This is a genomic window from Yersinia massiliensis (genome assembly GCF_003048255.1).
GTDB classification, from domain to species: Bacteria; Pseudomonadota; Gammaproteobacteria; order Enterobacterales; family Enterobacteriaceae; genus Yersinia; species Yersinia massiliensis_A.
Genome location: NZ_CP028487.1, coordinates 4,560,373 through 4,580,764 on the forward strand (window position 1 = coordinate 4,560,373; position 20,392 = coordinate 4,580,764).

The window sequence follows — 20,392 nt, forward strand, 5'->3', positions numbered from 1 at the left end:
TTAATCATCAGGTAAAGGAATAATCTCATGAATACAAAATTACTGATCGTGGACGATCATGAACTCATTATTAACGGCATTAAAAATATGCTTGCAGCGTATCCACGCTATCAAATTGTAGGCCAAGCTGAGAATGGGTTGGATGTTTATAACTTATGCCACCAGACTGCACCCGATGTCATCATTATTGACTTAGGTCTACCCGGTATGGATGGCCTTGACGTTATTATTCAAATTCTTCGTCGTTGGCCAACGATGCGGATTCTGGCATTGACAGCTCGCCATGAGGAACATTATGCCAGTAGAACATTAGGTAGTGGTGCGCTAGGTTATGTTTTGAAGAAAAGCCCACAACAAGTTCTGATGGCCGCCATTCAAACGGTTGCGGTCGGTAAGCGCTATATTGACCCCACCCTAAATAGTTCATTGGTAAATAAGTTGGCGCAAGATAATGATAATAACCAACCTATTCTGACGCCACGTGAGCGACAGATTCTAAAGCTCATTACCGAGGGTTCTTGTAACCGTATTATTGCTGAGCGTCTTTCTATCAGTCAGAAAACAGTTGAGACACATCGGCTAAATATGATGAAAAAACTGGATGTACACAAAGTGGCTGAGCTTATTCATTGGTCCTATCGCTTGGGATTAAATGCATAATTGCGGCGATTAAACGACTGCTATATAGAAGGTAAAATAAAACCCCCAATCAGTATTACTCTGAGAGGGGGTTTAGTTGACCGTGACTAGGCAACGCTTACTGAGGACCGTACGCTAACGGAGGCTTGATATTAACCTTGGCTAACGGGTGTTTGCTTCGGTGCAAACAATTCCTTTTCATATGCCTTAGCTTTCTTGTGGTCAAACTGATGTTCCCACTTGGCGATAACCAATACGGCTAATGCATTACCGACCACGTTCAATGCTGTTCTGGCCATATCCAATATTCGGTCTACACCCGCAATAAAGGCTAGACCTTCCAATGGAATACCCACGCTACCCAATGTTGCCAGCAAGACAACAAAAGATACGCCAGGCACACCAGCAATACCTTTTGATGTGACCATTAGAGTCAGTACCAGAATAATTTCTTGTCCAATGGAGAGTTCAATACCGTATAGCTGGGCGATAAAAATGGCTGCGATACTTTGATATAGCGTAGAGCCGTCCAGATTAAAAGAATAACCGGTTGGAACCACAAAACTGGTAATAGATTTTGGTGCACCATAAGCTTCCATTTTTTCAATAATTCGAGGCAGTACCGTTTCAGAACTGGCCGTAGAATAGGCCAAAATCAGCTCATCCTTTAGAATTCGAATTAATGTCCAAATACGCAATTTACACAGCCTTGCCACGGTGCCCAATATCACTAAAGCAAAGAACAATATTGCGGCATAAACCAGAATAACCAGCTTGGCCAAGGGGATAAGTGAAGCAAAACCAAAATTGGCGACGGTAACCGAAATCAAACCAAACACCCCAATAGGGGCATAACGCATAATCATGTGTGTGACTTTGAACATGCTTTCAGAAACAGCTTTAAACACATTCAACAGTGGTTCTTTGGTTTCTTTTGGCAATGAAGATAGCCCTAAACCAAACAACACTGAGAAGAAGATGATCGGTAACATATCGCCTCTCGCCATGGAGGCAAAGACGTTCGCTGGGATCAACGACAAGATAGTGCTGACCAGGCTGTGGCTGCCGCTTTGTACCTGTTCAGTAGTTTTTTCGTATTGGGAGATATCCACCACGGTTAGAGCTGACATATCGATGCCTTGCCCCGGTTGGAACACATTCGCCAAGGTAATCCCGACGATAATAGCAACGGTGGTGATAACTTCGAAATAGATGATGGTTTTCAGGCCAATACGCCCTAGCTTCTTAGCATCACCAACACCGGCAATCCCCACGATTAGAGTTGATATAACAATGGGCACGACAATCATTTTAATTAAGCGGATAAATATGTCACCCGCTGGACTTAAAACATTACTAACTAACCATTCTCTGGATTCAATTTGATTATGCAGAATTGCGCCGACGATAATACCTAAAACTAATGCAATGAGTATTTGCCAAGCTAGACCGATTTTTACACTTTTCATACCCTAAAAATTCCTCAAAGCATTCCATAAAATGCAAGTCACCAAGCATCTCAAATAGAATACTTAATCATTAAATACGGGGCTATAGTTGATGGAGCTTATGGTTCGGCCTCCCGCCAGCCGTCCACGTTATAAATCAGTATCATTTTTGGACACACTTCTGCAAGTCTTGTTTACACAAAGTCCATAGGGTGATGAGATGAAATATCATTCTAAAAAAAGCAAAAAATTTAGTAACCTTTTGTTATTAAAAATATTAAGTACACAAACAACAAATAACAAGCTGACTTGCTAGAAGAAAAAACACACTAAATTAAATTTCAGTACAAACGTTCTTAATGTTTAATTTTATGAATTATTTTGTTTCTAATGTGTTAATTTTGTTTGCCGTAAATCTTCATTTTTTTTGGGTATTATGCGAGAAGATGCCCATTTTATCGATTAACAAAAATAGTGGTTCTCGTAATAAAAAATTAATAAAATGCATAATTATTCCTTTCGATTTTTTATTTATTTTCCCTAACCTTTACTCATGAAATATATCGAGTCTTACTCAACATGATATATTAAATATGTCTAACTTTACTATTTTTACATTTTTTCACGTTTTTAGTTAACCTTTTATATTGGTTTGAATTAATCACGCAACGTTAGTGTTTTAGGTGGTACAGGGGTTGAATAACTCAGTCTACGGCTAAAAATGCGCTAATGAGCACATTTCCTTCCTTTATTACATAACCTCAAAGTGCCTCTCCTATCATTAAGATATCGATTCACCACGCAGCACGTTAAGTAAGTCTCTAAATCAACATCTTTTATGCGTGATCTGTCGCCCAAAAAAGAAACAAAACACCCACTCACACTATAATTAACTTTTGATTGACATATTATTAACAATCTCAAGGAGAACTAATATGAGCCAAATACATAAGCACCCTATTCCTACTGCAATTGCAGCGCATGCCCTGATAAGCCCAGAACAATATCAACAGTATTATCAACAATCGGTGCAGAACCCGGATGAATTCTGGGGTGAGCACGGTAAAGTTATTGATTGGATCAAACCATACAAAACGGTCAAAAATACCTCCTTTGATCCCGGTCACGTGAGTATTCGCTGGTTCGAAGATGGTACGCTGAATCTTGCCGCTAACTGTCTTGACCGCCATCTCGCCGAACGTGGTGACCAAACCGCTATCATTTGGGAAGGCGATGATCCGAGTCAGTCAAAGAATGTGACTTATAAGCAACTTCACCATGATGTCTGCCAGTTTGCCAATGTGCTAAAAAAACTGGGTATTAAGAAAGGTGATGTGGTGGCTATCTATATGCCAATGGTGCCAGAAGCCGCCGTTGCCATGCTGGCTTGCGCACGTATTGGTGCGATTCACTCTGTTATCTTTGGTGGGTTCTCACCGGATGCCGTCGCTGGCCGTATCATCGACTCTAACTCAAAACTAGTGATCACTGCCGATGAGGGCATTCGTGCTGGTCGTGCAATTCCACTGAAAAAAAATGTCGACGATGCCCTAAAAAACCCTGCCATCACCAGTATCAAAAATGTTGTCGTGTTCCAACGTACGGGTAATGCCAGTTACTGGAAAGATGGGCGCGATTTATGGTGGCACGACCTGATTAAGGATGCCTCCGCTGACTGCCCTGCAGAAGAAATGAATGCAGAGGATCCGCTGTTTATCCTTTATACCTCGGGTTCCACTGGCAAACCGAAGGGGGTATTACATACCACCGGCGGTTATCTGGTGTATGCCGCTTTAACCTTTAAGTACGTTTTCGATTATCACCCCGGCGATATCTACTGGTGTACTGCCGACGTTGGCTGGGTAACGGGTCACAGCTATCTGCTCTATGGCCCACTGGCGTGTGGCGCTATCACACTGATGTTTGAAGGCGTACCTAACTACCCTGGGGTCAACCGTCTGGGGCAAGTCGTCGACAAGCATCAGGTTAACATTCTGTATACCGCACCGACGGCGATCCGAGCTCTAATGGCAGAAGGCGATAAAGCCATTGAAGGGACAAAACGTACTTCGTTGCGCATTATGGGTTCTGTGGGTGAGCCAATCAACCCTGAGGCTTGGGAGTGGTATTACAACAAAATCGGCAACAGTAAATGCCCGATTGTTGATACTTGGTGGCAGACGGAAACAGGTGGTTTCATGATTACCCCGCTGCCGGGTGCGACCGAGTTGAAAGCTGGCTCAGCAACTCGCCCATTCTTTGGCGTACAGCCCGCGATTGTCGATAACCTTGGCAACCCATTGGAAGGTGCAGCGGAAGGCAATCTGGTCATCACCGACTCATGGCCGGGCCAAGCCAGAACACTGTTTGGCGATCATGACCGTTTTGAACAAACTTACTTCTCTACCTTTAAGGGCATGTATTTCAGTGGAGATGGTGCTCGCCGCGACGAAGATGGCTACTACTGGATTACAGGCCGAGTCGATGACGTACTGAACGTTTCAGGCCATCGCTTAGGTACAGCAGAAATTGAATCTGCGTTGGTAGCCCATCCAAAAATTGCCGAAGCGGCAGTTGTCGGGGTACCACACAATATCAAAGGGCAGGCTATCTATGCCTATATCACCTTGAATCATGGTGAAGAACCCACACCAGAGCTGTATAGCGAGGTTCGTAACTGGGTGCGCAAAGAGATAGGCCCCATTGCAACACCCGATATTCTGCACTGGACAGATTCACTGCCAAAAACGCGGTCTGGCAAAATCATGCGCCGGATTCTTCGTAAAATTGCGGCGGGCGATACCAGTAATCTCGGCGATACCTCAACGCTCGCGGATCCGGGTGTTGTCGACAAATTATTGGAAGAAAAACAATCAATGCAAACACCGTCGTAAATTGTGCCGCCTACGGGCGGCAACCTTAATTAATGCCTCAAAGGAGAGACTCTGATGAATGACAACATTTATCAAGAGATTGAAAATAACCCGCGCTTCAAAGAGCTGGTGCAAAAACGCAGTCGCTTTGCCTGGCTACTGTCGCTAATTATCTTAGCGCTATATGTCGGTTTTATTTTCCTTATTGCTTTCGAACCACAATGGCTCGGCACCCCGCTCTATGCCGGTTCCAGCATTACTCGCGGTATTCCCGTTGGTGTGGGGCTTATCGTTATTTCTTTTGTTTTTACCGGTATTTATACCATTCGTGCTAATGGCGAGTTTGACCGTCTGACGGCAGAAATCCTCCGCGAGGTGAAGCAATGAAGATCCGCCATTGGTCTGCACTTTCCTTACTGGCACTGCCTGCGCTGTCATATGCCGATGCAATTACTGGCGAGGTTCATCGTCAGCCATTGAACATCCAAGCAATAGTCATGTTCGTGCTGTTTGTCGGCGCAACATTGTATATCACCTATTGGGCATCTAAACGTACTCGTTCCCGACAAGATTATTACACCGCAGGTGGGCGGATTACCGGCTTTCAAAATGGCTTGGCAATCGCCGGGGATTTTATGTCGGCGGCATCTTTCCTCGGCATTTCTGCATTGGTTTACACCTCTGGCTACGATGGTTTGATTTACTCCATCGGGTTCTTAATCGGGTGGCCAATCATTCTATTTTTAATCGCAGAGCGCTTACGTAATCTAGGACGATATACCTTTGCTGATGTTGCCTCCTATCGATTAAAACAAAAACCCATTCGAACGCTTTCTGCTTGCGGTTCGCTCGTGGTGGTCGCCTTATATCTGATCGCCCAAATGGTGGGGGCAGGTAAATTAATTCAGCTATTATTTGGCTTGAATTACCATGTTGCCGTCATACTCGTCGGTATTCTGATGGTGCTATATGTTCTCTTTGGCGGCATGTTAGCAACCACTTGGGTACAGATTATCAAAGCAGTCATGCTGTTAGCGGGTGCCTCATTTATGGCCCTGATGGTGATGAAGTCGGTTAACTTTAACTTCAATACGCTATTTAGCGAGGCCGTCAAAGTTCACCCCAAAGGGTTGGCGATCATGAGCCCTGGAGGGTTAGTCTCTGACCCTATCTCCGCGCTATCTCTTGGTTTGGCATTGATGTTTGGTACAGCAGGGTTACCTCATATTCTGATGCGCTTCTTTACGGTAAATGATGCGAAAGAAGCCCGTAAGAGCGTGTTCTATGCCACTGGATTTATCGGCTACTTCTACATATTGACCTTTATTATTGGATTTGGCGCAATTCTGTTAGTTGGTCCAAACCCTGCCTTTAAAGATGCGGCTGGCGCGTTATTAGGCGGCAATAACATGGCAGCAGTCCACTTAGCTGATGCCGTTGGGGGAAGCTTCTTCTTGGGCTTTATCTCTGCTGTTGCATTTGCGACCATTCTAGCGGTCGTCGCTGGGCTGACATTAGCGGGTGCATCAGCGGTCTCTCATGACCTTTACGCCAGTGTAATTAAAAACGGCAAAGCACATGAGCGTGATGAACTGAAAGTCTCAAAAATTACGGTCGTTATTTTAGGATTTGTTGCGATTGGCTTAGGTATTTTGTTCGAAAAACAGAATATTGCCTTCATGGTGGGTCTGGCATTCTCGATTGCAGCCAGCTGTAACTTCCCAATAATCTTCATATCGATGTATTGGGAAAAACTGACCACTCGTGGTGCCATGATTGGCGGCTGGTTGGGGCTCTTGACTGCGGTCATCCTAATGATATTAGGTCCAACCATTTGGGTAACTATCCTAGGGCATGCAAAACCGATTTATCCGTATGAATACCCTGCATTGTTCTCAATGATAGTGGCATTTGTCGGCATCTGGTTCTTCTCCATCACCGATACATCAGAAGCTGGTCAACAAGAACGCCTACGTTTCAAAGCACAGTTTGTTCGTTCGCAAACTGGCTTGGGAATATCTCAAGGTAGCTCGCACTGATTGCACTTTAACGTTAAAAGGCCCCGAGGGGCCTTTTTTTACGGCTTTAGCCAACGGTCCAGCCACGGGAAAACTACATCTTGCTGTTCTTGGTAAAAGACATGCCCTAACGTTGGCCAGCTACGAGTGATTAGTCGCGACTCCGCATTCTGCGAACGCCAAATTGCATGTACTTTGCTATACGCCTGTTCAACGGCCTCTGATGGGAATAATTTATCTTTTCCACCGTTAAAAAGTAACATTGGCTTTGGGGCAGCTAAGCTAGCGATATCAGGGAAATCCAGCTTATTGGCAATACCTGGGTGAAGCATGTAGAAAGCTGATTGGCCACGAAGTACGTTATTGCCTGGGGTCATCAGCCCTTGATAACTACCAAACCAAGATATTGCGGCAGTCGCAGCCACCTTATCTGACAATGCCGCGAGTTGCCAGGCACGATATGCCCCCATAGAAAAACCCAATGCACCTATTCGTTGCCGATCGACCGATGGCATTGTCGCCATGAAATCAACGGTTCGCATATCCTCATAAGCCATATTACCGGCTAGCGAGCGACCAAGATTAAAGAAATTACTGGCTAAAGCTTGCTGCTGCTCATAACTCATCGGCCCCCTATCTCCCCAGCCGAGAGCGTCAATAGAAAGCACGACGTAGCCACGCTTAGCCAATTCATCACCGATGAACTTGCCGCTAAAAAACTTATCTGACCAAGCTTGAGCAGAAGCCAATTGCGCACTATCCCCCCAAGGGCGGATCATTTTCTCTTTGCCAATATCGAACTTAGAACCGTGGTCATGTAAAAGCACAATAGCTGGATGAGGGCCTTTTCGCTTCGGGGTTAATAACAATCCCTGAACACGACTTTCATCTGTGATATTAAACGCTATCTTTTCAGCAACATAACTTCCACGATCTTGTTGATCTAATTTTTCTGCTGCAAATGCAATCGTTGAGTCAGGTGTCAGTAATGCCTGTCTCAAGATTTTTCGACTATCACTCTTCCATTGCGTGAAGTCTGTATATTGTCCGGCCAACCATGAACTTTGGTATGTCATTTGCTTTTTTAATTGGGGATAGAAGACGGGGAGATTATTTTCGGTAATGCCTTCTTTTTGATAAGTCACTGAGCTTGCCTGTACGGCTGTAATAGCAAGTAATGCTGATAGCGTGGCGCTACGTAAGAAGAGACTTGCATTCATTCAAACCTCACAATCAAAACGTCGTTTTAATTTTAGATTGAATGATTCTAAGGAAATAGGGACTATTTTCTGTGGCAGGACCGATAAAAATGAAAAAGAAGAAAGAGAGAAAGAGAGAAAGAGAGAAAGAGAGAAAGAGAGAAAGAGAGAAAGAGAGAAAGAGAGAAAGAGAGAAAGAGAGGATAATTCAGATTTGTAGAATCATTGGTACACATTCAGTGATATACCGACCTTTCCTAAAAAGAAGTCAACATTACACTGGTATTCAAACTATATTGGCACTTGTATTAATCTCATCTTCAGGATGAAATCTCACCGCCAAAGAAACCAACACAACACATTGCTCAACTTATACTCATAAAAGCATTAGCCTCATCTTCGGGATCTATACTCCACCGAGATGGGAAAACTCAAAGCAAAAAAGGCTACCCGTTAGGATAGCCTTTTTTGCTTATTTGATACCTGGCAGTGTCCTACTCTCGCATGGGGAGACCCCACACTACCATCGGCGCTACGGCGTTTCACTTCTGAGTTCGGCATGGGGTCAGGTGGGACCACCGCGCTATTGCCGCCAGGTAAATTCTTTTCTACAACTACCGAACTTTAACCCATATAACTGGTGCTGATACCCAGAGTCGAACTGGGGACCTCACCCTTACCAAGGGTGCGCTCTACCAACTGAGCCATATCAGCACACTAAATTTGATGCCTGGCAGTGTCCTACTCTCGCATGGGGAGACCCCACACTACCATCGGCGCTACGGCGTTTCACTTCTGAGTTCGGCATGGGATCAGGTGGGACCACCGCGCTATGGCCGCCAGGCAAATTCTGTCTAAATCAACCCGCTACACGTCTCTTCGCGCAGCCAGTCAACCCAATCTCGGAACGTCGCTGAAAATATCTCTCAATACCACCAAAACACCTTTGGTGTTGTAAGGTTAAGCCTCACGGATCATTAGTACTGGTTAGCTCAATGCATCGCTGCACTTACACACCCAGCCTATCAACGTCATCGTCTTTAACGTTCCTTCAGGGGGCTTAAAGCCCCAGGGAAGACTCATCTCGAGGCAAGTTTCCCGCTTAGATGCTTTCAGCGGTTATCTCTTCCGAATTTAGCTACCGGGCAATGCCATTGGCATGACAACCCGAACACCAGTGATTCGTCCACTCCGGTCCTCTCGTACTAGGAGCAGCCCCTCTCAATCTTCCAACGCCCACGGCAGATAGGGACCGAACTGTCTCACGACGTTCTAAACCCAGCTCGCGTACCACTTTAAATGGCGAACAGCCATACCCTTGGGACCTACTTCAGCCCCAGGATGTGATGAGCCGACATCGAGGTGCCAAACACCGCCGTCGATATGAACTCTTGGGCGGTATCAGCCTGTTATCCCCGGAGTACCTTTTATCCGTTGAGCGATGGCCCTTCCATTCAGAACCACCGGATCACTAAGACCTACTTTCGTACCTGCTCGAGCCGTCACTCTCGCAGTCAAGCTAGCTTATGCCTTTGCACTAACCTCACGATGTCCGACCGTGATTAGCTAACCTTCGTGCTCCTCCGTTACTCTTTGGGAGGAGACCGCCCCAGTCAAACTACCCACCAGACACTGTCCTCACCCCGGATCACGGGGCCGAGTTAGAACATCAAACATTAAAGGGTGGTATTTCAAGGTTGGCTCCATGCAGACTGGCGTCCACACTTCAATGCCTCCCACCTATCCTACACATCAAGGCTCAATGTTCAGTGTCAAGCTATAGTAAAGGTTCACGGGGTCTTTCCGTCTTGCCGCGGGTACACTGCATCTTCACAGCGAGTTCAATTTCACTGAGTCTCGGGTGGAGACAGCCTGGCCATCATTACGCCATTCGTGCAGGTCGGAACTTACCCGACAAGGAATTTCGCTACCTTAGGACCGTTATAGTTACGGCCGCCGTTTACTGGGGCTTCGATCAAGAGCTTCGCCTTGCGGCTGACCCCATCAATTAACCTTCCAGCACCGGGCAGGCGTCACACCGTATACGTCCACTTTCGTGTTTGCACAGTGCTGTGTTTTTATTAAACAGTTGCAGCCAGCTGGTATCTGCGACTGGCTTCAGCTCCGAGAGCAAGTCTCTTCACCTAGCGCCAGCGTGCCTTCTCCCGAAGTTACGGCACCATTTTGCCTAGTTCCTTCACCCGAGTTCTCTCAAGCGCCTGAGTATTCTCTACCTGACCACCTGTGTCGGTTTGGGGTACGATTTCGTGTTACCTGATGCTTAGAGGCTTTTCCTGGAAGCATGGCATCAACTACTTCTGCACCGTAGTGCATCGTCATCACACCTCAGCGTTGATAAGCAACCGGATTTACCAAGTCACTCCGCCTACATGCTTAAACCGGGACAACCGTCGCCCGGCTAGCCTAGCCTTCTCCGTCCCCCTTCGCAGTAACACCAAGTACAGGAATATTAACCTGTTTCCCATCGACTACGCTTTTCAGCCTCGCCTTAGGGGTCGACTCACCCTGCCCCGATTAACGTTGGACAGGAACCCTTGGTCTTCCGGCGTGCGGGTTTTTCACCCGCATTATCGTTACTTATGTCAGCATTCGCACTTCTGATACCTCCAGCAGTCCTCACAGACCACCTTCAACGGCTTACAGAACGCTCCCCTACCCAACAACGCCTAAGCGTCGCTGCCGCAGCTTCGGTGCATGGTTTAGCCCCGTTACATCTTCCGCGCAGGCCGACTCGACCAGTGAGCTATTACGCTTTCTTTAAATGATGGCTGCTTCTAAGCCAACATCCTGGCTGTCTATGCCTTCCCACATCGTTTCCCACTTAACCATGACTTTGGGACCTTAGCTGGCGGTCTGGGTTGTTTCCCTCTTCACGACGGACGTTAGCACCCGCCGTGTGTCTCCCGTGATAACATTCTTCGGTATTCGGAGTTTGCATCGGTTTGGTAAGCCGGGATGGCCCCCTAGCCGAAACAGTGCTCTACCCCCGAAGATGAGTTCACGAGGCGCTACCTAAATAGCTTTCGGGGAGAACCAGCTATCTCCCGGTTTGATTGGCCTTTCACCCCCAGCCACAAGTCATCCGCTAATTTTTCAACATTAGTCGGTTCGGTCCTCCAGTTAGTGTTACCCAACCTTCAACCTGCCCATGGCTAGATCACCGGGTTTCGGGTCTATACCTTGCAACTAGACGCCCAGTTAAGACTCGGTTTCCCTACGGCTCCCCTATTCGGTTAACCTTGCTACAAAATATAAGTCGCTGACCCATTATACAAAAGGTACGCAGTCACACCACGAAGGTGCTCCCACTGCTTGTACGTACACGGTTTCAGGTTCTATTTCACTCCCCTCGCCGGGGTTCTTTTCGCCTTTCCCTCACGGTACTGGTTCACTATCGGTCAGTCAGGAGTATTTAGCCTTGGAGGATGGTCCCCCCATATTCAGACAGGATGTCACGTGTCCCGCCCTACTCATCGAGTTCACAAGCAGTGTGTTTTGGTGTACGGGACTATCACCCTGTACCGTGCGACTTTCCAGACGCTTCCACTAACACACCACCTGATTCAGACTCTGGGCTGTTCCCCGTTCGCTCGCCGCTACTGGGGGAATCTCGGTTGATTTCTTTTCCTCGGGGTACTTAGATGTTTCAGTTCCCCCGGTTCGCCTCGTTAGACTATGTATTCATCTAACGATAGTGCAACGAATTGCACTGGGTTTCCCCATTCGGGTATCGTCGGTTATAACGCTTCATATCAGCTTACCGACGCTTTTCGCAGATTAGCACGCCCTTCATCGCCTCTGACTGCCTAGGCATCCACCGTGTACGCTTAGTCGCTTAACCTCACAACCCAAAGATGTTTTATCGTGAAGATAAAGACCTTCATGCTGTGATTATTGAGAGACTCTCACACAGGTTACTGATTATCTCGATACTTCTACGGTGAGATAATGTTCAGCTGTATGGTTTCAATTTTCAGCTTGTTCCAGATTGTTAAAGAGCAATAGCTTAAACACGACTTGTGAAAGTCATCTTTAAGATATTTTCGGTTTCGCAGAACCGGTGATAATGTCTTTCACACATTATCGGATTGGCGTCCCCAAGGGGATTCGAACCCCTGTTACAGCCGTGAAAGGGCAGTGTCCTAGGCCTCTAGACGATGGGGACACGAAAATACCGATTAAACCGAAATCTAACCGTTTCGCATCAGCATGAGTCGAAACTCACGACATCAACAGGTGCTTTGCTCTATTACATTCATCAGACAATCTGTGTGGACACTACGCAATGCGTATCGTGAGGTAAGGAGGTGATCCAACCGCAGGTTCCCCTACGGTTACCTTGTTACGACTTCACCCCAGTCATGAATCACAAAGTGGTAAGCGCCCTCCCGAAGGTTAAGCTACCTACTTCTTTTGCAACCCACTCCCATGGTGTGACGGGCGGTGTGTACAAGGCCCGGGAACGTATTCACCGTAGCATTCTGATCTACGATTACTAGCGATTCCGACTTCATGGAGTCGAGTTGCAGACTCCAATCCGGACTACGACAGACTTTATGTGGTCCGCTTGCTCTCGCGAGTTCGCTTCACTTTGTATCTGCCATTGTAGCACGTGTGTAGCCCTACTCGTAAGGGCCATGATGACTTGACGTCATCCCCACCTTCCTCCGGTTTGTCACCGGCAGTCTCCCTTGAGTTCCCACCATTACGTGCTGGCAACAAAGGATAAGGGTTGCGCTCGTTGCGGGACTTAACCCAACATTTCACAACACGAGCTGACGACAGCCATGCAGCACCTGTCTCACAGTTCCCGAAGGCACCGAAGCATCTCTGCTAAGTTCTGTGGATGTCAAGAGTAGGTAAGGTTCTTCGCGTTGCATCGAATTAAACCACATGCTCCACCGCTTGTGCGGGCCCCCGTCAATTCATTTGAGTTTTAACCTTGCGGCCGTACTCCCCAGGCGGTCGACTTAACGCGTTAGCTCCGGAAGCCACGCCTCAAGGGCACAACCTCCAAGTCGACATCGTTTACAGCGTGGACTACCAGGGTATCTAATCCTGTTTGCTCCCCACGCTTTCGCACCTGAGCGTCAGTCTTTGTCCAGGGGGCCGCCTTCGCCACCGGTATTCCTCCAGATCTCTACGCATTTCACCGCTACACCTGGAATTCTACCCCCCTCTACAAGACTCTAGCTTGCCAGTTTCAAATGCAGTTCCCACGTTAAGCGCGGGGATTTCACATCTGACTTAACAAACCGCCTGCGTGCGCTTTACGCCCAGTAATTCCGATTAACGCTTGCACCCTCCGTATTACCGCGGCTGCTGGCACGGAGTTAGCCGGTGCTTCTTCTGCGAGTAACGTCAATCACTGCGGTTATTAACCACAATGCCTTCCTCCTCGCTGAAAGTGCTTTACAACCCGAAGGCCTTCTTCACACACGCGGCATGGCTGCATCAGGCTTGCGCCCATTGTGCAATATTCCCCACTGCTGCCTCCCGTAGGAGTCTGGACCGTGTCTCAGTTCCAGTGTGGCTGGTCATCCTCTCAGACCAGCTAGGGATCGTCGCCTAGGTGAGCCATTACCCCACCTACTAGCTAATCCCATCTGGGTTCATCCGATGGCGTGAGGCCCGAAGGTCCCCCACTTTGCTCTTTCGAGGTCATGCGGTATTAGCTACCGTTTCCAGTAGTTATCCCCCTCCATCAGGCAGATCCCCAGACATTACTCACCCGTCCGCCGCTCGCCGGCAAAGTAGCAAGCTACTTTCCGCTGCCGCTCGACTTGCATGTGTTAGGCCTGCCGCCAGCGTTCAATCTGAGCCATGATCAAACTCTTCAATTTAAGATTTGTTTGATTTGCTACCGAAGTAGCGATGCTCAAAGATTACTTTCTGCAAATATGCATTCGAACCGAGGTTCAAATGTTTACTGCTTTGGTCACTCTTCAAGACTTTGATATTGCTTCTGCCTGTCGAAACAGGCTTCGATATCGTCTTGCGAGTGCCCACACAGATTGTCTGATAAATTGTTAAAGAGCAGTGAGTTAGCAACCTTCCGGTCAGTAACTCGAGGTGCGCATATTACGCTTTCCTCACTCAGAGTCAACTACTTATTTCGTTGAATTTCTCTGTTCTCTTTGCCGGTCACTTAACTACTTGATTCGTCATGTGCCGTCTCGATGGATGCGCATTATAGGGAGTTCCGCGCAGGCCGCAACTGCTAATTTCAATTAAAATGATCGTTTGCTGCATTCCACAGCAAAACCCCGCTTTATACCCTGTTGTACACAAACTTATCCACAGAAGTCATCTGGACTAAAAATTGACGAGCATCACGCAATCGTTTTCGCTACAATTCTCCGCGTCGAAAACTCCTGGCTGAATTGATCAAATACCGCTTTTGCGGATCGATATTGATCAAAACAGGCTTAACGAAGCCTAAAGAGTGTTAACGACAGAACTGGCAGCCCCTTTTCAGGACGTTATCTGAATCTGTTCCTCTCGACTCTGTCCTTCTCTCTATATAGAGAAGAGACATATTAGGTAGAGATTCACGTAACGCTCTATTTATAGCGAATGAAAAACTGCGATCCAAAGCCAAGGGATAAAACCATGCAACAACGTCGTCCAATCCGCCGTGCTCTGCTTAGTGTGTCTGATAAAGCAGGTATCATTGAATTCGCCCAAGCGCTTTCACAGCGTGGCATCGAGTTACTTTCCACGGGCGGTACTGCCCGCCTGCTGGCCGATGCTGGTCTACCGGTCACCGAAGTCTCTGATTACACCGGTTTCCCAGAAATGATGGATGGCCGCGTTAAAACCCTGCATCCAAAAATCCATGGCGGCATTTTGGGTCGTCGCGGTAAAGATGATGCCATCATGACTGAACATAATATTCAGCCAATCGATATGGTCGTCGTCAATCTGTATCCTTTCGCCGAAACCGTGTCTCGCCCGGATTGTTCACTGGAAGATGCTGTTGAGAATATTGATATCGGTGGCCCTACGATGGTTCGCTCTGCCGCCAAGAACCATAAAGACGTTGCCATCGTTGTAAAGAGCAGTGACTACGCCGCCATTATTACCGAGCTGGACAATAATGAAGGTTCCCTGACCTACCCAACCCGTTTCAATTTGGCGATTAAAGCATTCGAGCATACCGCAGCCTACGACGGCATGATCGCTAACTACTTCGGTACGATGGTTCCAGCATACTATGGTGAAACTGAGCAGCCGGCAGGCCACTTCCCGCGCACCCTGAACCTTAACTATATTAAGAAGCAAGATATGCGCTACGGTGAAAACAGCCACCAGCAAGCAGCCTTCTATATAGAAGAGAATTTGAAAGAAGCTTCTGTTGCCACCGCAGAACAGCTGCAAGGCAAAGCGCTCTCATACAATAATATTGCTGATACCGATGCTGCACTGGAGTGCGTAAAAGAGTTCAGCGAACCTGCCTGTGTGATCGTCAAGCACGCTAACCCTTGTGGTGTAGCGATTAGCGACTCCATTCTCGGCGCTTACGAAAGCGCGTACAAAACTGATCCAACATCTGCCTTCGGTGGCATTATCGCCTTTAACCGTGAGTTGGATGCTACAACAGCTCAGGCAATTATTAGCCGCCAGTTTGTCGAAGTGATTATTGCACCCAGCATCAGCGCTGAAGCCCTCAGTGTGCTAGCCGCTAAACAAAACGTTCGCGTACTGATCTGTGGTCAGTGGCAGACACGTTCTGCCGGTCTGGACTTCAAACGCGTCAATGGCGGTTTACTGGTACAAGATCGTGATTTAGGTATGGTGACAGAAGCCGATCTTCGCGTGGTGTCTCAGCGTCAGCCAACGGCACAAGAACTGCGTGATGCACTGTTCTGCTGGAAAGTCGCTAAATTCGTTAAATCCAATGCGATCGTTTACGCCCGCGACAATATGACCATCGGAATAGGTGCCGGTCAGATGAGCCGCGTTTATTCTGCCAAGATTGCAGGTATCAAAGCTGCCGACGAAGGCTTGCAAGTTGCCGGTTCAGCGATGGCATCTGATGCCTTCTTCCCATTCCGTGATGGTATTGATGCTGCCGCGGCCGTTGGCATCACTTGTGTGATCCAACCTGGTGGTTCTATCCGTGATGACGAAGTGATCGCCGCCGCCGATGAACACGGTATCGCGATGATCTTTACTGATATGCGTCATTTCCGTCATTAATTAAACCGCTTAACGGAGTCACCCCGATGAATATTTTGATTATTGGTAACGGTGGGCGCGAACACGCACTAGGCTGGAAAGCAGCACAGTCGCCTTTAGCGGATAAGATTTATGTCGCACCGGGCAACGCTGGCACGGCGCTGGAACCTCAGTTAGAGAATGTGGCAATCGCCGCGACCGATGTTGCCGGTTTGCTAGCCTTCGCGCAAAGCCACGATATCGGCTTAACCATTGTTGGCCCAGAAGCACCATTAGTGATTGGTGTGGTCGATGCATTCCGCAACGCAGGTTTGACCATTTTTGGCCCGACACAAGCTGCGGCTCAGTTGGAAGGCTCTAAAGCGTTCACCAAAGACTTCTTGGCGCGCCACCAGATTCCAACCGCGTTTTACCAAAACTTCACTGAAGTAGAACCGGCACTGGCTTATGTTCGCAAAATTGGTGCACCTATCGTGATTAAGGCTGATGGATTGGCCGCCGGTAAGGGTGTAATTGTTGCGATGACGTTGGCTGAGGCAGAAACTGCCGTTCACGATATGCTGGCAGGGAATGCATTTGGCGATGCGGGTCATCGTATTGTGGTAGAAGAGTTCCTCGACGGCGAAGAAGCCAGCTTCATTGTAATGGTTGATGGCGAAAATGTGCTCCCAATGGCGACCAGTCAGGACCATAAACGTGTCGGTGATGGCGATACCGGCCCCAATACGGGTGGGATGGGTGCTTACTCGCCAGCTCCAGTGGTCACAGATGAAATCCACCAGCGCGTGATGGATCAAATTATTTGGCCTACCGTGCGCGGCATGGCAGCGGAAGGTAACGTGTATACCGGCTTCCTTTATGCTGGCTTGATGATCTCAGCAGACGGGCAACCGAAAGTTATCGAGTTCAACTGCCGCTTTGGCGACCCTGAAACACAGCCTATCATGTTGCGGATGCGCTCTGATCTTGTTGAGTTATGTCTGGCTGGAGCACAAGGCAAGCTCAATGAGAAAACCTCCGATTGGGACGAGCGCCCATCATTGGGTGTGGTTCTTGCCGCGGGGGGGTATCCGGCAGATTACCGCCAAGGCGATGTGATTTACGGATTACCGCAGCAGGAAGTGACTGACGGGAAAGTCTTCCATGCAGGTACCCAGTTAAATGGCGACAATCAAGTCGTCACCAGCGGCGGGCGTGTATTGTGCGTCACGGCACTGGGTGAAACCGTCGCGAAGGCACAACAACGCGCTTATCAATTGGCGGCGGATATTCACTGGGAGGGGAGTTTCTGTCGTAAAGATATCGGCTACCGTGCCATTGCCCGCGGTAAATAACGACACAATCTTTTCCATCTATGGGCACGGTTCGCTGTGCCCTATTGACGATTTATTGGTCGTACAGTGTCGGCAGTAAAGTGAGTGTTGGCAGCAAAGTGACTGATAGGCATTGCAATCGAGATGTTCGATACACGAAAGTATTCACAAACTACCGGCAGTCGGTTCCCAGTGGCAGAAATTCTGATTGGCAACCAGTAATAATTGTTCGCCTTCCGGTGAATCCAGCCAGGCGACACCCAGCGGCTGTACACTATCGCTCCCTCGTTTACTCAGCCAGGCCTGCGAATTATCATCGAGACTCAACCGCACTGTTTTTCCAGCACAGGTCGTGACGATACCTGCCTGCCAACGCCCCTGAATTAATCTGACGTTCCCAGCGCGTAGTGCGCTACTGAGTTCAAGGATACGTTTCGCTTCTAGCTGAAAAACCGCAATCTCATCGGCAGAGAGTTGCTCACGCCGTTCTGCTAACTGGCGCTGCATGAAGCTTACTTGCCCTTCTTCATCGAAACGAAGTTCTATGTTTTGCGGGTTACGGCCTAAATCGTTGCGGCGAATTTCACGCAAGATACCATTTTGGTATTCATAGAAAGTCACGCGGGTATTCTCCCCTGAGTAGGGGCTGTAGACGCTCATCAACACAAGTGGTTGTTGCTGCGCATTATCTTGTCGCCATAAACGTACCACACCGCTATCGGCGATGTATCCGCTGGCACTGAACTGGGGGGGACCTGAATGACTGCTACAGGCACTGAGACCAAAGACAAAGCCAAAGGTCATCAGCACCCGCTGCATAAACAAAAGGGGCTTTGCCACCCCCCTGCTTACTATTTTCACTGACACACTATTAAGATTTAACAGAATCTTTCAGTGCTTTACCAGAAACAAACGCTGGCACATTAGCTGCAGCAATTTTGATTTCTTTACCAGTTTGTGGGTTGCGGCCAGTGCGCTCATTACGATGGTTTACTTTGAAAGTACCGAAACCAACCAATTGTACTGGATCACCGTCTTTCAGAGATTCGGTAATGGCAGCCAATGTGGACTCCAAAGCCGCTTTAGCTTGAGCTTTAGAAAGGTCCGCTTTGTCCGCGATTACGTCAATCAGTTGAGTCTTATTCATAAGTTATCCTTACAGTGTGTTTATCGTTTGCAAAGCATCAAGTGCGACGGATATGCCAGCTGACAGCACTCTCCTGCATACACGCACCGATAGCCACTTTTTTTCGCCCCCCAAATGTAGAACAGACAGGGGGCAGATGTGAAGCCTTAAGACGTGACAAATCAGGCGTTAAATCACGTTTTCTTGCCTTATTGCGTTAAATTTATGCCAATGTTGCTAACAGCCGCTTCCCGTAGGTCAGATCGTAACCCTTTGATCAGATCTAAGTCTCGCTCTTCACAGTCAGCTAATAGACGGAAAATCTCCCATTGGATATCCCATTCTTCTTCAACAGCAGGCAAAATTTTCAGTTCTTCGTCGGTCATTTCTTTGCCAGCCAATGTCATTTCTAACATGGCAACAGTACGAATGGATGTTTCGCTAATCGCGATGGCATGTTCCAGTGTTTCACCACTCAAACGTGAATGAATAGCCTCACTCAATGCAATACAGGCATCGATAGCAGGATAAACACCGTAGATAGCATAGTCATCAGCAGAAGGAATTGCCTCTTCTAACTTCTCCAACTGGCTATCAAAATTGACTTTAGCGTCTTTTACCACCAACGTTTCCCAGATAAGGTCCAGAATACGCCGGTAAATCAGCGGATCGCCGAATTCAGTTTCTAAGCAGAATTGCTGATAGTTGGGATACATCCGTTCGCACAAACAAGCCATGAAAGTCAGGTGTTGCCAGCTTTCTAGCTTTTCGAGGCGTAGATGAATCGGATTACGTATCATTATGAGTTCTCATTATTCATTATCTGCGCGGCAGTGTACCCGAAATTAAATCATATCCCTATTCTTGCCAAGCAAATCAGGAGGATTCCGCACCCAACGTTGAAATTGCGGGCGGTTTGAGGCGATAGCATCTGCCCAACGGGTCGGTTCCGGCAAGCGGTAACTCGCCATGCAACGCTGAACCCAGACTAAGGCGCTCTCAACACTGACTCGATGCCCAGGTGAAATAAACAGAGGATTGCAGCGCGTTTTGCTACGCCATACCCAGCCAAGTTGCTCTTCACCGTCAATTAGCGGTTGTAATGCCCCTTTATCGCTATCCAAGGGCTGATAATGCCCGCACAGACGGCTTTTGGCGACACCGATAGTGGGCACATCAACTAACAAGCCAAAATGGCTGGCAACCCCTAAGCGGCGTGGATGCGCGATACCTTGGCCATCGACAAGCACCAGATCAGGTCGTTGCTGGAGCTGCGCCCAAGCGGCTAATAATGCCGGATATTCACGAAAAGAGAGTAAACCGGGGATATACGGCAGTGAAGTTGCAACACGAGCAACCTGATATTCCACCAGCTCAAGTGAGGGATAACGCAAAATCGCGATAGCAGCACGGGTGATTTCTCCCTGCTGCTCAAAACCGACATCAGCACCCGCAATAAAACGCACAGGCTGGTGAACGAGATTATCCAGCACAGGGGCATCTTGCAGTATCACTTCAGATGCCCGTTGTTGTTGCTCAGCCCGTAGCGCTTTGGTGTCAATCATAGCGGGTAA

Annotated in this window: 13 protein-coding genes, 2 tRNA genes and 4 rRNA genes; 7 read left to right on the top strand and 12 right to left on the bottom strand. The window is 48.0% G+C overall.

Annotated elements, in window-relative coordinates:
• The first annotated feature begins 27 nt into the window (after window positions 1-27).
• The gene (locus DA391_RS21230; RefSeq protein WP_050874871.1) at window positions 28-660 is read left to right on the top strand and encodes a two component system response regulator; all 633 of its coding nucleotides are present in this window, start codon (window positions 28-30) and stop codon (window positions 658-660) included.
• A gap of 131 nt (window positions 661-791) precedes the next feature.
• Here DA391_RS21230 and gltP read toward each other — a convergent pair whose 3' ends face one another.
• Complete coding sequence (gene gltP / locus DA391_RS21235; protein ID WP_019211511.1) at window positions 792-2,108, bottom strand: glutamate/aspartate:proton symporter GltP; 1,317 nt, start codon at window positions 2,106-2,108, stop codon at window positions 792-794.
• A gap of 914 nt (window positions 2,109-3,022) precedes the next feature.
• On the opposite strand from gltP, the gene acs reads away from it, so the two are divergent.
• Genes acs through actP form a run of 3 tightly spaced genes read left to right on the top strand, consistent with a single transcriptional unit; the run spans window position 3,023 to window position 6,999 of the window.
• Window positions 3,023-4,981: an acetate--CoA ligase gene (gene acs, locus DA391_RS21240; RefSeq protein ID WP_050081009.1), complete on the top strand. Its 1,959-nt coding sequence runs from the start codon at window positions 3,023-3,025 to the stop codon at window positions 4,979-4,981.
• A 54-nt stretch (window positions 4,982-5,035) separates the two neighbouring features.
• The gene (locus DA391_RS21245; protein WP_019211513.1) at window positions 5,036-5,347 is read left to right on the top strand and encodes a DUF485 domain-containing protein; all 312 of its coding nucleotides are present in this window, start codon (window positions 5,036-5,038) and stop codon (window positions 5,345-5,347) included.
• Complete coding sequence (actP, locus tag DA391_RS21250; RefSeq protein WP_050287391.1) at window positions 5,344-6,999, top strand: cation/acetate symporter ActP; 1,656 nt, start codon at window positions 5,344-5,346, stop codon at window positions 6,997-6,999. Before DA391_RS21245 ends, actP begins: the two co-directional genes overlap by 4 nt.
• Before the next feature lie 38 nt (window positions 7,000-7,037).
• Here actP and DA391_RS21255 read toward each other — a convergent pair whose 3' ends face one another.
• Complete coding sequence (locus tag DA391_RS21255) at window positions 7,038-8,054, bottom strand: dienelactone hydrolase family protein (protein WP_172440391.1); 1,017 nt, start codon at window positions 8,052-8,054, stop codon at window positions 7,038-7,040.
• A gap of 233 nt (window positions 8,055-8,287) precedes the next feature.
• On the opposite strand from DA391_RS21255, the gene DA391_RS24270 reads away from it, so the two are divergent.
• The gene (locus DA391_RS24270) at window positions 8,288-8,506 is read left to right on the top strand and encodes a hypothetical protein (protein WP_159074579.1); all 219 of its coding nucleotides are present in this window, start codon (window positions 8,288-8,290) and stop codon (window positions 8,504-8,506) included.
• 152 nt (window positions 8,507-8,658) lie between these two features.
• On the opposite strand, the gene rrf (DA391_RS21260) is transcribed toward DA391_RS24270, so the two are convergent.
• The 6 genes from rrf (DA391_RS21260) to DA391_RS21285 form a co-directional block, all read right to left on the bottom strand.
• A 5S ribosomal RNA gene (gene rrf / locus DA391_RS21260) occupies window positions 8,659-8,774 on the bottom strand.
• A gap of 41 nt (window positions 8,775-8,815) precedes the next feature.
• Window positions 8,816-8,891: transfer RNA gene (locus DA391_RS21265), tRNA-Thr, on the bottom strand.
• A gap of 14 nt (window positions 8,892-8,905) precedes the next feature.
• Window positions 8,906-9,021, bottom strand: a 5S ribosomal RNA gene (gene rrf, locus DA391_RS21270).
• Window positions 9,022-9,133: 112 nt separating this feature from the next.
• Window positions 9,134-12,039, bottom strand: a 23S ribosomal RNA gene (locus tag DA391_RS21275).
• Window positions 12,040-12,287: 248 nt separating this feature from the next.
• Window positions 12,288-12,363: transfer RNA gene (locus tag DA391_RS21280), tRNA-Glu, on the bottom strand.
• Window positions 12,364-12,498: 135 nt separating this feature from the next.
• Window positions 12,499-14,041 (bottom strand): 16S ribosomal RNA (locus DA391_RS21285).
• The 16S, 23S and 5S rRNA genes sit together here with 2 tRNA genes alongside, the layout of an rRNA operon.
• A gap of 769 nt (window positions 14,042-14,810) precedes the next feature.
• Here DA391_RS21285 and purH point away from each other — a divergent pair.
• Both purH and purD read left to right on the top strand, forming a co-directional pair.
• A complete protein-coding gene (purH, locus tag DA391_RS21300) occupies window positions 14,811-16,400 on the top strand; it encodes a bifunctional phosphoribosylaminoimidazolecarboxamide formyltransferase/IMP cyclohydrolase (protein WP_050083706.1) in 1,590 nt (529 codons plus the stop codon).
• 26 nt (window positions 16,401-16,426) lie between these two features.
• On the top strand, window positions 16,427-17,713 hold the full coding sequence (gene purD / locus DA391_RS21305) for a phosphoribosylamine--glycine ligase (protein WP_108088185.1): 1,287 nt from the start codon (window positions 16,427-16,429) through the stop codon (window positions 17,711-17,713).
• Window positions 17,714-17,857: 144 nt separating this feature from the next.
• Here purD and DA391_RS21310 read toward each other — a convergent pair whose 3' ends face one another.
• The 4 genes from DA391_RS21310 to nfi form a co-directional block, all read right to left on the bottom strand.
• Window positions 17,858-18,511, bottom strand: coding sequence for a DUF1481 domain-containing protein (locus DA391_RS21310; RefSeq protein ID WP_050083708.1), 654 nt, complete (start codon window positions 18,509-18,511; stop codon window positions 17,858-17,860).
• Between the two features lie 52 nt (window positions 18,512-18,563).
• Window positions 18,564-18,839: a nucleoid-associated protein HU-alpha gene (hupA, locus tag DA391_RS21315; RefSeq protein WP_004876782.1), complete on the bottom strand. Its 276-nt coding sequence runs from the start codon at window positions 18,837-18,839 to the stop codon at window positions 18,564-18,566.
• Window positions 18,840-19,027: 188 nt separating this feature from the next.
• Complete coding sequence (locus DA391_RS21320) at window positions 19,028-19,618, bottom strand: YjaG family protein (RefSeq protein WP_019213462.1); 591 nt, start codon at window positions 19,616-19,618, stop codon at window positions 19,028-19,030.
• Window positions 19,619-19,663: 45 nt separating this feature from the next.
• Entirely contained in the window at window positions 19,664-20,383 is a 720-nt protein-coding gene (gene nfi, locus DA391_RS21325; protein WP_050287354.1) for a deoxyribonuclease V, read from the bottom strand.
• Window positions 20,384-20,392 lie beyond the last annotated feature (9 nt).

Excerpts from the sequence above, each read along its gene's own strand:
- hupA (WP_004876782.1), bottom strand. The coding sequence starts at position 18,839 with ATGAATAAGACTCAACTGATTGACGTAATCGCGGACAAAGCGGACCTT.
- DA391_RS21245 (WP_019211513.1), top strand. The coding sequence starts at position 5,036 with ATGAATGACAACATTTATCAAGAGATTGAAAATAACCCGCGCTTCAAA.
- DA391_RS21310 (WP_050083708.1), bottom strand. The coding sequence starts at position 18,511 with ATGCAGCGGGTGCTGATGACCTTTGGCTTTGTCTTTGGTCTCAGTGCC.
- purD (WP_108088185.1), top strand. The coding sequence starts at position 16,427 with ATGAATATTTTGATTATTGGTAACGGTGGGCGCGAACACGCACTAGGC.
- purH (WP_050083706.1), top strand. The coding sequence starts at position 14,811 with ATGCAACAACGTCGTCCAATCCGCCGTGCTCTGCTTAGTGTGTCTGAT.
- acs (WP_050081009.1), top strand. The coding sequence starts at position 3,023 with ATGAGCCAAATACATAAGCACCCTATTCCTACTGCAATTGCAGCGCAT.
- nfi (WP_050287354.1), bottom strand. The coding sequence starts at position 20,383 with ATGATTGACACCAAAGCGCTACGGGCTGAGCAACAACAACGGGCATCT.
- DA391_RS24270 (WP_159074579.1), top strand. The coding sequence starts at position 8,288 with ATGAAAAAGAAGAAAGAGAGAAAGAGAGAAAGAGAGAAAGAGAGAAAG.
- actP (WP_050287391.1), top strand. The coding sequence starts at position 5,344 with ATGAAGATCCGCCATTGGTCTGCACTTTCCTTACTGGCACTGCCTGCG.
- gltP (WP_019211511.1), bottom strand. The coding sequence starts at position 2,108 with ATGAAAAGTGTAAAAATCGGTCTAGCTTGGCAAATACTCATTGCATTA.
- DA391_RS21320 (WP_019213462.1), bottom strand. The coding sequence starts at position 19,618 with ATGATACGTAATCCGATTCATCTACGCCTCGAAAAGCTAGAAAGCTGG.
- DA391_RS21230 (WP_050874871.1), top strand. The coding sequence starts at position 28 with ATGAATACAAAATTACTGATCGTGGACGATCATGAACTCATTATTAAC.
- DA391_RS21255 (WP_172440391.1), bottom strand. The coding sequence starts at position 8,054 with ATGACATACCAAAGTTCATGGTTGGCCGGACAATATACAGACTTCACG.